General features: G+C 49.9%; 10 protein-coding genes. 6 read left to right on the top strand and 4 right to left on the bottom strand.

Annotated elements, in window-relative coordinates; genetic code table 11:
• Positions 1-200: 200 nt before the first annotated feature.
• Complete coding sequence (gene apcD / locus NG792_RS26840; protein ID WP_261197927.1) at positions 201-686, bottom strand: allophycocyanin subunit alpha-B; 486 nt, start codon at positions 684-686, stop codon at positions 201-203.
• Between the two features lie 78 nt (positions 687-764).
• On the opposite strand from apcD, the gene rlmD reads away from it, so the two are divergent.
• From rlmD to NG792_RS26820, 4 genes are all read left to right on the top strand, one after another.
• On the top strand, positions 765-2,195 hold the full coding sequence (rlmD, locus tag NG792_RS26835; RefSeq protein ID WP_261197928.1) for a 23S rRNA (uracil(1939)-C(5))-methyltransferase RlmD: 1,431 nt from the start codon (positions 765-767) through the stop codon (positions 2,193-2,195).
• Between the two features lie 161 nt (positions 2,196-2,356).
• Positions 2,357-2,677 (top strand): YkvA family protein, encoded by a 321-nt coding sequence (locus tag NG792_RS26830; protein ID WP_261197929.1) that lies wholly within the window; start codon positions 2,357-2,359, stop codon positions 2,675-2,677.
• A 354-nt stretch (positions 2,678-3,031) separates the two neighbouring features.
• A complete protein-coding gene (gene lpxD, locus NG792_RS26825) occupies positions 3,032-4,081 on the top strand; it encodes a UDP-3-O-(3-hydroxymyristoyl)glucosamine N-acyltransferase (RefSeq protein ID WP_261237470.1) in 1,050 nt (349 codons plus the stop codon).
• 218 nt (positions 4,082-4,299) lie between these two features.
• A complete protein-coding gene (locus tag NG792_RS26820) occupies positions 4,300-4,725 on the top strand; it encodes an AbrB family transcriptional regulator (RefSeq protein ID WP_261197931.1) in 426 nt (141 codons plus the stop codon).
• 154 nt (positions 4,726-4,879) lie between these two features.
• On the opposite strand, the gene NG792_RS26815 is transcribed toward NG792_RS26820, so the two are convergent.
• Both NG792_RS26815 and NG792_RS26810 read right to left on the bottom strand, forming a co-directional pair.
• Positions 4,880-6,586, bottom strand: coding sequence for an MlaD family protein (locus NG792_RS26815; protein WP_261237468.1), 1,707 nt, complete (start codon positions 6,584-6,586; stop codon positions 4,880-4,882).
• Between the two features lie 113 nt (positions 6,587-6,699).
• A complete protein-coding gene (locus tag NG792_RS26810) occupies positions 6,700-7,482 on the bottom strand; it encodes an ABC transporter ATP-binding protein (protein ID WP_261198018.1) in 783 nt (260 codons plus the stop codon).
• Positions 7,483-7,893: 411 nt separating this feature from the next.
• Here NG792_RS26810 and NG792_RS26805 point away from each other — a divergent pair, with 411 nt between their 5' ends.
• A complete protein-coding gene (locus NG792_RS26805; RefSeq protein ID WP_261237467.1) occupies positions 7,894-9,291 on the top strand; it encodes a gluconeogenesis factor YvcK family protein in 1,398 nt (465 codons plus the stop codon).
• A 293-nt stretch (positions 9,292-9,584) separates the two neighbouring features.
• Entirely contained in the window at positions 9,585-10,061 is a 477-nt protein-coding gene (gene tsaE / locus NG792_RS26800; RefSeq protein ID WP_261197934.1) for a tRNA (adenosine(37)-N6)-threonylcarbamoyltransferase complex ATPase subunit type 1 TsaE, read from the top strand.
• A 163-nt stretch (positions 10,062-10,224) separates the two neighbouring features.
• Here the strand turns inward: tsaE and NG792_RS26795 are convergent, their stop codons facing one another.
• Positions 10,225-11,562 (bottom strand): dihydroorotase, encoded by a 1,338-nt coding sequence (locus NG792_RS26795; protein WP_261197935.1) that lies wholly within the window; start codon positions 11,560-11,562, stop codon positions 10,225-10,227.
• Between the last annotated feature and the right edge of the window lie 444 nt (positions 11,563-12,006).

Genomic DNA, 12,006 nt, shown 5'->3' with positions numbered 1-12,006 from the left:
TGAGGTTAATTATCCCGCTAACCAATACAGGCATTAGGTTTACGAGATTGTTAAGAAATATGTGAGTAACGCATAGTTGGCAAGGGGAGGGGACCGGAAGTGGAATTAAAAGAATAACGGATAGGTATTAATGCTTGCTGCACTAAGCCCTATCCGCTACAATCTAGCTAATCAAAATTAGATTTGAAATGCTCTTCGACTTAGGACATCGCTTGAATGATGTAGTCAAAGTAAGGGGCAGCAGCGGTGGCATCTTCTTGACTCAGAAGGGCCAAGGACGCTTCTTTGAGGCAGACAATGGACTCGGCCATTCCTGGCATAGGAACGCCCAGGGCGTTGTACATTTCCCGCGCACCAATGATGCCGATTTTTTCAATCGGTTCTTTGTCTCCAGCAAGGATGCCATAAGTGGCTAGACGCAGATACCAGCCGAAGTCCCGGAGGCACTGAGCGCGTTGACGTTGACCGTAGGCATTGCCCCCCGGAGAGATAAAATCGGGGCGCTTTTGCCAGAGGCGTTTGCTGGCTTGCTCCACAATTTTCTTCTCGTTCTCAGCTAACGTTGTGGCAATTCGCACCCGTTGCTGGCCGGTTTGAAAAAATTGTGTTAAACTGGTGAGTTCCCCGTTCGTCGGATAACGGAGCTCATCGTCGGCTTTGAGAATAACTTGACTAACTACACTCATGGTTTTACAAAACATCGGAGATCCATTTCTGTAGTTTAGCCATTGAGGGGAACACAAATAAAGAGAGGTAAATTTACAGTGAGTGCCACTAATGGGCAAAACAAGTACGCAGTCGGGGATCGGCAGGATGAAAATTGGCAACAAGGTTGCGCGATCGAAGTAGAAATTGAGGATTTGAGTGACACCGGGGACGGGGTGGGGCGCTATGAGGGGCGGGTGGTTTTCGTTCCTGATGCAGTTCCTGGGGATCGCCTGTTGGTCCGTCTGGTGCGGGTGAAGCCTCAATATGCCAATGGTAAGCTCTTAGAGGTGCTGGAACGCTCTCCAAACCGGATCCGCCCCCATTGTATCGTCGCGGATAAATGCGGCGGTTGTCAGTGGCAAAGCGTCGCCTATTCTGCCCAACTCCAAGCTAAACAAAATCTCGTCACCCAAGCGATCGCCAGAATTGGCGGCATTGAGAACCCCCCAGTAGAAACGATTTTGCCCTCTCCTTCTCCCTTTGGCTATCGCAACAAAGCCACCTATCCCCTCAGTCGTTCCGCCTCGGGGAATGTCCAAGCGGGATACTATGAAAAAAATAGTCATCGCTTGGTCAACATCAATCAATGTCCCGTGCAGGATCCCCGATTAAATCCTCTCTTGGCTGAGGTGAAACAGGACATCCAGGACCGGGGATGGTCGATTTACAATGAAACGGAACACCGGGGCAATCTCCGGCACCTGGCGCTGCAAATTGGTCGCCGGACTGGACAGATTTTGCTTACTTTGGTCTGTGCAAATCGCAAGGTGATGGATATTGAGGCGCAGGCGGAGGAATGGTTGAGCCGGTATCCGGATTTGGTGGGAGTTTGCCTCAATTACAACCCCCACCGGACTAACGCGATTTTAGGGGAGGAAACGCACTGTATTGCGGGTCAACCCTATTTCCTGGATGAATTTGCCGGAGTGCAGTTACAACTCCGCTCAGATACGTTTTTTCAGGTGAATCCGGAAACGGCGGAAGTTTTGTTAGAAACGATCGCCTCTCGCTTGGATTTGCAGGGGACTGAGCGATTAGTGGATGCCTATTGCGGGATTGGCACCTTTACTCTCCCCCTCGCCAAACGGGTTCAACAGGCGATTGGTTTGGAAATCAATCCAGCAGCGATCGCGATCGCCCAAGAAAATGCCCGACTCAATGGCTTGACAAATGTCTCCTTTCATGAAGGTTCCGTTGAAAAATTATTGCCGCAGTTAGAGACTTTGGGATTACCGGAGGGAGAGAAACCGGATATCGTGTTACTGGATCCGCCGAGAAAAGGGTGCGATCGCAGTGTTTTGGATACCCTGATTCAAATTGCACCCAAACGCATCGTTTACATCAGTTGCAAACCCGCCACCCTCGCCCGGGACGTGAAAATCCTCTGTGATAGCGGAATTTATCGCCTGAGTTTCCTGCAACCGGCAGATTTCTTTCCCCAAACCTCCCATGTTGAAGCTGTCGCCATCCTCGTGGCTGAGGGATAAATTGCCATTAGACACGATGGATTGAAGGGGGAGTATTTTCCAGTCTCAAAGACAGCGATCGGTCAATAGTAGAACTTCCCTGGCAAAAATAGGGGGGTTATCTACACCGACAATTGGGCGATCGCTTTGTCAAGATTGAAGAGTAACTGGAGGACAAACTTATGAATAACTCTATTCAATCAATTTACAACTGGTATCGCAACACCCTTCGCAATCCCAAATATCGCTGGTGGATTATCTTGGGAACCGTGGCTTATTTCTTCAGCCCGATTGATGTTGCTCCAGATTTTATCCCCGTGATTGGGCAACTTGACGATATTGCTCTGGCAACCTTGTTAGTTTCTGAGCTTTCTCAGATTGCAATGGATTATTTTAAAGCCCGAAAAGGTGAAGTCGGAGAATCCGAGAATCCTATCAATACCGCCTCAACGGTGGGTAGTTCTACGGTAGTAGATGTAGAAGCCAGTTCCGTCAATCAATAATTCATTTCTTTAAAAAATAGCACCCCCCAAGCCTGCTGAATCAGTAGGCTTTGTTTTTTGGTAGGGGTAGGGATTGCCCAAAGGTTAAAAACAGCGACAAGTTTTATGGTATTTTTAGCGGTTGAAACCGTTTGGAGTGGATACTTTAGTGCCACAGATAACCGGCAGAAAACAACTTGACTTCTGGGAGAACAGGACTTAAGCAATTTTTTTTACTAAACGCTAAATGTAGAGGCGATTCGCGAATCGCCACTTTTGTAGCCTGCGAAGGCAGGCTTTGTTTGTGTAGCCCCACCCTTGAGGGTGCGGGTTTTTATGACCCGGGCAAACCTTCGAGAACCGCCGATCGCCATCATGAAATTTAGTGAAATTGTCCAAAAACTGGCCATTCATCTCCCCGATAGTCCCGCCGTTTCCACAGGGGAGGACCCGGAAATTACCGGAGTCACAGCCGTAGACGAGGCAACTCCCGGGAATCTGAGTTATATCGAAGGCGGTAAATTTGCCGATCGCATCGCGGTGACTGCTGCTACGGCGTTAATTTTGCCGATGAATCCCCAATTGCACCAACAGGCGAGCGATCGTGGAATCGCTTGGATTGCAACCCGGGAACCACGATTATTATTTGCTCATGCGATCGCCTTGTTTTATCAACCCTTTCGACTCCAGGCAGGCATCCATCCCACCGCCACCATTCACCCCGATGCCACCTTGGGGGAAAATGTGGCGATCGGGGCCTTTGTCTCCATCGCCCAGGGGGTCAAAATTGCCAACAATGTCTGTATTCATGCCAACGTGGCCCTCTATCCCGATGTCGAAATAGGCGAAGGGACCGTTTTGCATAGTCATTGCACCATCCATGAACGCACCCGCATCGGCAAGGGTTGCACAATTCACGCGGGGGCCGTGATTGGGTCGGAAGGGTTTGGATTTGTGCCCTCTCGCGCCGGTTGGGTGAAAATGGAGCAATCGGGCTATACCGTCCTAGAGGACCGCGTAGAGGTGGGTTGTAATAGCAACATCGACCGTCCCGCAGTTGGGGAAACCCGGATTGGGGAGAATACGAAAATTGATAATTTAGTGCAGATTGGTCATGGGTGCAAAATAGGCAAAAATTGTGTCTTAGCGGCCCAAGTGGGATTAGCCGGTGGGGCCAAGTTAGGCAACAACGTGATTTTAGGCGGTCAAGTGGGGGTTAACAATCAGGTAACAGTGGGAGATGGGGTCATCGCCTCCGCTAAAACCGGCATTACCAGTGATATTCCTCCCGGGGCGATCGTCTCCGGTTTTCCAGCCATTCCTAACAAACAGTGGCTAAAAACTGTCGTCCTCTCCAACCGTCTCCCAGAAATTTATCAATCCCTCAAGCAACTTCAGCGATTGTTGGGCCCCAAGTCAAATTAGCATTCCGATTCAACACAGACATCTTGCACCCGTGGCAACAGCCGCAGGGACCCCGGTCTATTCAGGTGAACCGGGGTTAAAAATTGAGCCGTCTAATTTTTTTATAAAAAATTATGGTTAAAAATCGCAGGATTGAGGATATATTTTTAACTAGGCCAAATTGAATGATGCGGCTCAATTTTCAGTTTTTAGATCGGGAAGGATAATCATTGAAAGCAATGAGTGAAATTGCTACAACCCCCCTTAAAGGAAAGGCGCTGCTTCAAAAAGTAAAAGAACTCTCGCACTTACCGCGCCGAGAAACCGCCAAGCGCTGTGGTTACTACAGCAAGTCAAAAAATGAAGAGTTCCGGGTAAACCTGACGGACTTTTATGATGCCGTGCTGGAAGCTCGCGGCATTCCCCTCAGCCCAGAGGGGTCAAAAGATGGTCGCGGTCGAGAGGCAACTTATCGAGTCAGCGTCCACAAAAACGGCCAAATTGTCATTGGTTCAACTTATACCCAGTCGATGGGATTAAAGCCCGGTGATGAGTTTGAAATTAAACTGGGTTACAAGCACATCCACCTGATTCAGGTCGATAACAGTAAAAATGACTTCCTCAACGAAGACGATGAGGAGTTCGAGGAAGACGATGAAGATTAGAGAACTGCAAAACAACCCATTGTTTTAGTCAAGTTTTCTAAACATTCCCTCAAAATTTAGACCAGTCCCCCTCCTTCCCGGCTCAGTTTAGCCTCAAGGAGGGGGACTGGTTTCTTTGTGGTTAACCCCTTTTCCCGGGGAGGGGTCTGGGGAATCAACGGTTACGTGCCGTGAGCTTATCGGGATTAGGGCCAGGGGATGCAGACCGGGGTGGAACAGCAGGGTCAAGCTGTTCGGGTCTCTGTTGCTCGTCGGAAGCTGGGGGGAGGAGTTGGGACTGTAATGAAGGGTCGCTGACGGTATGAGAAAGGGGCGCTAAAGCCATCGCAAACCGGGCGTGTTCTTCGAGTTGTTCGGTGGAAGAGAGCAGATCCCCAAGAATCAGCAAAATATTGCGAATACTTTCAAATAAAGCCGGATCGCCGGTTAACTCTTCCAAATCCGAGGTAATTTTTTGGACATTTTGGAACGTGGCGCGGGCTGAATCGAGGGTTTGTTGTAATAACAGCAGATTGGTGGGGGAGATGGCGGTATCGGTGATTTGGGCGAGATTATTCGCGGCAGCGGAGGCATTGGCGGCGAGTTGATTGGCGGTAACGGAGAGGGTATCTAGGTTCGCTAAGAGTTGAGAATCCTCAAATTGATTGAGCTGTTGTTCGACGCGGGCGACGAGGGGGGTAATTTGTTGGGTGCTGATTCGCAGTTGTTCGCTGGTGGTGTTGATGTTGTTGAGGGTGGTGACGAGGGTGCCACGATTAGTCGCGACGAGTTCATTGACACTCCCTATGAGGGTGCGCAGGTCGGTAGCGGTGAGGTTGAGTTCGCCAGCGGTGCCGCCGAGTCCCTCTATGGTCCCACCGACGCGATCGAGGGTGAGACCGATGCGATCGGCACTGGTACCAAAAGTCCCGGCAACGACTCTATATTCCTCAGCGGCGGCACCCACTTGATTGACTGTTCGTTGGAGGTCCCCGGCGATCGCCCCATAGCGATTGGAGATGGCGGTAATTTGATTGGTGGCGGTGCGGATCTCCCCGGCGATCGCCCCATAGCGATTGGCAGTTGCTCCTATTTGATTAGTGGCGGCCCGGATATCTCCGGCGATCGCCCCATATTGGTTCACCGTCCTCCCCAGTTGGGTCGAAATGGCCCCCACCTGATTGGCCGTATTCCCAATTTGTCCAGCAGCGGCATTCAGGGCCGAAGCCGACTGGAGGGCAGCCGTTGAGAAAATACCTAACTCTCGTTCCACCGATTGGGTCAAGACATTCATTTCTCGGCTGAGTTGGGTAATTTCAGCCGTGGCAACCGTGGAGTTTTTCACCAACGCATTCAGATTGGCAAAAAATGCCGGGTCTGAAAATAAATTCGTAAACCGCATTGAACCGCGAATCAGTTCGTCAAAATTTACCCCAATCTGTCCCTCCAGACGCTCCCGATTGCACAAAATTAACTCCGTATTGCAGTCCGAGGCGAGGGGAGTCGTGGTTTTAATAATTTGAGGCGGTAAAACCTGGAGGGGGTTAATATCCACCCAGGTTTCTCCAATTAACCCCCCCTGATTGGCCTCGATCAACACGGCATTAGGAATCACCAGGGTCGCTGGAGCCACTATCAGCTCCACATCGACTCCATTAGTCCCGGGGATAATATTGGCAATCCGGCCCACCGAGACTCCCCGGTAGCGTACCGGCCCCCCCACTTGCATCCCTGCAACGTTAGGGAATGACACGACCAGGGTATAGCTTTCTCGGCCTAATCCGACCCCGCGCAGCCATAAAATAATGCCTCCAAATAGTCCTAAACCGGCCAAAAGTAATAAACCAATCGATCCTTCTCTGAGCTTTCGTGACGAACGCATGGATTCTCCTTCTGCGATAGTTGCTCTTTTGACGTTGTTGTTATGATTTTGACTCCCACCTGTGCAGTGCTACAGCACTTTTACCCCCATGCTGCCTTGCGATCGCCTGATGCTCAACCGGCTAGTTGAATCGGTCCGGTAATGCTCCCACTGAAAAATTGTCGGACTAAGGGGTTATCCGTGGTGTCAATCTCCTCAATTGCACCTTGCCACTGCACTTTCCCATCAAATAAAAACACGATGCGGTCAGAGGTTCGGCGAATGGTGCTATCTTGGTGCGTGACCATCACATAGGTGCTACAGCCGCCTCGGGCCGCCTGTAACTCTCGGATTAAATCTTCAATCACCGTAGAGGCGATCGGATCTAAACCCGCTGTGGGCTCATCATAGAGCAACACTTCTGGACTGGCGGTGGGGTCGTCTGGATTCGCCATAATCGCCCGGGCAAAACTCACCCGCTTTCGCATCCCTCCAGATAGTTCGGCTGGGTATTTATTGCCGATTCCTGGCAACCCTACCATTTCTAGCTTCTCCGTGACCAGTTGTCGAATTTGCTTGCGGGATAATTTTGAGTGTTCGTAGAGGAAAAATCCCACATTTTCATCCACGTTTAAGGAATCAAATAGGGCCGCATTCTGAAATACCATGCCAATGCCAATGGGGTCAGCCAAATCATCCATCCAGCGATCGCGCCGAATTCCCTGCACATACACTTCCCCGGCATCAGGCTCCAGCAATCCCGCAATAATCCGCAAAATTGTTGATTTGCCTGTCCCAGAGGGTCCAATGATTGATAGGGCCTCGTTGCGGTAAATGCATAAATCCACTTCGTTTAAAATCACATTCCGCCCAAAGGACTTCGACACTCCCTTCAATTCAATCAACGGCTCACTCATCGGCTCAACTGCGGTAACGCTCTGCGGACTGGTCACTAAAAGTTAAGTATAGTAGTCCAGCCACCGGGCTGGTGGGAAGTCCATCGTTGCTACTTTCCCCAGGGATAGAAAGCTCTAGCTTCAAGTCAGACTGAAGGATTGTTCTACAACATAGCCTCACCCGGATAGCTTCTCATCACCGAATTGCCCCCATCTACGGGGGCGATTCTGGCCGGGGTCTCTCGCCATTCGGGAACAATCCCGATATCCTGGTAAGCATATTCCCCTATTTGGCATAAGGAAATGACCTCTGATCCCTTAGAGACTCTTGTCCCATTGAGTTCGGAACAGACCTTTTGCAATTAGAATCAAAACCAAAAAGGTGTAACTTTCGACTCTCTCCTCTTTTAATCCCCTCTCCTAAAATTAATCATGTCTATTGGTTTACTCAAACAAGCTTTCCATGCGCTCAAACCGGAACCCCTGTTCCGGCGAGGGATGCGATTTAACCATTGGTTTAAATGGTTAGCCCCTGGATTATTCGTCAAACGCTGGCTGCTCTTAAGTGCGGTTGGGGTCTTATTAACCCTTCTGGGTCTGGCAATCTGGGTTAAACTGACCCCGATTTTTTTCGCGATTCAGTTGATTGAAAAAACACTGACCCAACTGGCAACGGTGATTCCTAGCTATATCAGCGGACCGTTTGTTCTTTTATTTGGAATTTTCTTTATTCTCTGGGGTCAAACCCGCACTGTAGGCTCAATTACGGAAGTGTTAAGACCCGGTGCCGAGGATGAGTTGATTGATGTCTTGCTGCATCACCGTAAGTTAAATAGGGGCGCGAAAATTGTAGTAGTTGGAGGTGGCACGGGTCTTTCTACCCTACTCCGGGGACTCAAGACTTATAGTGCTAACATTACTGCCATTGTGACTGTAGCGGATGATGGCGGGTCTTCGGGACGGCTGCGCCGGGAAAATGGGGTGCTGCCTCCGGGAGATATTCGCAACTGTTTAGCGGCCCTCGCTGATGAGGAAAAGTTATTAACGGAACTGTTTCAATACCGTTTTAAGGCGGGAAATGGGCTGACGGGGCACAGTTTTGGGAATCTGTTTCTGACGGCGATGAGCGATATTAGTGGAGATTTGGAACGGGCGATCGCCACGAGTTCTAAGGTTCTGGCGGTCCGGGGTCAAGTCCTCCCCTCTACCCTCTGTGATGTCAATCTCTGGGCGGAGTTGGCTGATGGTCGTCGCATTGAGGGAGAATCCAGTATTACCGAAGCTAATGGCAAAATTGTCAAAATTGGCTGCACTCCGTCTAATCCACCCCCGCTACCTAAAGCAATTCAAGCGATTCGTGAGGCTGATTTCATTATTTTAGGCCCGGGAAGTCTCTATACCAGTGTGATTCCCAATCTATTAGTGCCAGAAATTGCCGAAGAAATTGCCAAGCGCAACGTTCCTAAAATCTATGTCTGCAATATCATGACCCAACCGGGGGAAACTGATGGTTATACTGTTGCCGACCACATTAAAGCGATTGATCGCGCTTGTGGATTAAAGTTGTTTAGTTCTGTTCTGGTGCAACAGCAAATGCCTTCGGCTCAATCCCTAATTCGCTATTCCCAAGATAACTCTTATCCGGTGTATGTCGATCGCCCCACCATTACTGAACTTGGCCGCAGTGTGGTGTTCGCTAATGTAATGCAGGAGGACCGGGAAACGGGTTACGTCCGTCACGATCACCAACTCTTGGCTCAGGTGTTGCTCCGCTGGTACGCTCACGTTCATATTAAAAGCAGTGCCGGTATCCTCTCTGTCGCCCGCTAGGGGCGATCGCTCTTTTTATTCTTCGCTTCTCTCTCACGATTCCTATCTCCTCACACTCCTTTTCGCTTATTTATCTCCTACTCTTCTAATCTATAACTTCCTAACCTTGCTAGACTAAAATTCCCTAGACTGAATAACATTTTTCCCTCGGTAAACAACTCAGTCGTTAACGATGTAATCCTGGAGTTCACTTAATCGCTATTTATCGGAAATTCTGGTATAATTTTTATAATTTTAACTCACTGATTACCTCGTTATTTTCTTCGTTTATTCCGTCGTCTATTCTTTCATCAATGAGTCAATCAATCCTTAAGTTAGTGTTGCCCGACGCAGACGCGACGAAATCTCTCGGTTTTACCCTCGGACAACGCTGCCCTCCAGGGACGACAATTTTACTCGAAGGAGACTTAGGCGCGGGTAAAACCACCCTGGTTCAAGGGATTGGGTCCGGTTTGGCGATCGCTGAATCGATTGTCAGTCCCACCTTTACCTTAATTGTGGAATATCTCGAAGGGCGCATCCCCCTCTATCATTTGGACCTCTACCGCTTGGACCCCACTGAAGTCTCAAGGCTGAATCTGGAGAGTTACTGGGAAGGGACTGAGACGGAACCGGGTCTCGTGGCGATCGAATGGGCAGAACGCTTACCCTACCAGCCTTCTGATTATTTGCGCCTGGTCCTGACTCATCAGGAACAGGGTCGTCAAGCGGAATTAATCCCCGTTGGGGACTTTAATTTGGATGCCCTGATGCCATTGCCTCCGGAGTGATTTCCCCTGGTTGCGAGTGGGTACAGCAACAAAACCAGAAACCGGGTTTCTTTACTCAATTTCTGCTCAATTGGGACAAATTAGGGCAGAAACCCGGTTTCTTGTCTGGTTTACCTCAGTCTATAGCGGCGATCGCAGCTAGGGTCTGGACTTTTGAGAGGGATTAACCTCCAAACGATAAGGCTTTGCCACGAATGTCGGTGTTCAGTTTTCCGTGATCATATACCACTTGACCGCCCACAATCGTTACCACGGGCCATCCGGTGAGGTTCCAGCCCTCGAAGGGATTCCAGCCACATTTGCTAACCACTTCTTCCCGCAAGACGGGACGGTAGGTGTTTAAATCCACTAGGACTAAATCGGCATCGTAACCGGGGGCGATCGCCCCTTTGTTGGGAATTCCATAGCCTTTGGCAACGGCAGTGGACATCCAGTGGGCCACTTGGGGGACGGTACAGCGGCCCTGCATGGCTTGAGTCAGCATCACCGGCAGGGAAGTTTCCACTCCGGGCATTCCCGAGGGGGTATTGGGATAGCCTTGGGCTTTTTCTTCGAGGGTGTGAGGGGCATGGTCCGTGGCAATAAAATCAATCACGCCATCGAGGAGGGCTTGCCAGAGAATTTCATTATCCCGGGGCGATCGCAAGGGGGGATTCATCTGGGCGAGGGTGCCTATGGTATCGTAGGCACTGGTATTCAGCACCAGATGTTGGGGGGTGACTTCGGCGGTAACCCAACTAGGTTTATCTTCGCGCAACAGCAGGGCTTCATCTCCCGTAGACAGATGCAAAATATGCAGGCGGCGTTGATATTTTTTAGAGAGGCTTAAAGCGCGCTTCGTGGCGATTAAGGCGGCTTGAGTATCCTGAATTTCAGAATGAACTGCGGGATCGGTGCGATCGCTAAACTGTTGACGGCGTTCCTCAATGCGGCTGCGGTCCTCAGCATGGACGGCAATCAGGCGATCGCCTTGACTAAAAATCGCCTCCAATGCCTCCTGATCATCCACCAACAAAGGACCCTTCATCGATCCCATGAAAATTTTAATCCCGCAGGTGGGATGCGCTTCCACCAAATCCGGTAAATGCTCTGCCGTTGCCCCAATAAAAAAGCCATAATTAACTAAGGACGAACGCGCAGCCCGAGCTAATTTATCATCCAGAGTCGCCTGGGTGGTGGTCAGGGGTCGCGTGTTAGGCATCTCCAAGAAGGAGGTCACCCCTCCCCGCGCACAAGCGCAACTGGCTGTAAATAGGTCTTCCTTATATTCGAGTCCCGGTTCCCGGAAATGAACCTGAGGGTCGATTACCCCAGGCAACAAAGTCAGCCCCACCGCGTCGATTACCTCCAGATTATCGTCAGGGTCGGGATGAGTACCCAAAACCGGAATATCCGGTCCAATCTGGCGGATTTTTCCCTCTTGGATCAGGACATCACCCTGGAAAAATTCTCCATCGGGCTGTAAAATCCGGGCTTGTCGGATTAATAAATGCTCTCTCATGGTCAAGTTCCTTGCGTTTTGTTCAACCTAGTTCGCTCAAGTCAAGGATATCCCGTTCGGGGGTTTTATGTGGTTGGTGAGTTCCCCCCTCTAGTTGCCAAAATTAGACCGACATTTTACACTAGATTAAGAACTGGACATTGATACAATACCTGATCGATGTTGAGGCGTGATTCACCCTCTTCCCGGATCGAGGGGCTAGATCTTCGTAGTCCCAGCTTAACTAGGATTTTCAGGTGGATTTTTTCAACCTGACTTGGAAAGGGGTGACGGCAGAAGATAGAGGGGAAAAGCGTAAAGGGTTTAATCCCAGTTAGGTCAACATCAGGCTATGAAGATCTTGAATCAATTCCTCAAAAATCTAACTCATCTGGTTATTAAAAATACACAGAAGTTCGGTTTATAATTGATGGTTAAAGGTTCGAGTAAGTAGATGGGATTTTG

It is taken from the genome of Laspinema olomoucense D3b, assembly GCF_025370785.1.
Lineage (GTDB): Bacteria > Cyanobacteriota > Cyanobacteriia > Cyanobacteriales > Laspinemataceae > Laspinema > Laspinema olomoucense.
Note: the sequence above shows the minus strand (reverse complement) of the source record. Positions and strands in the feature narration are given on the sequence as shown.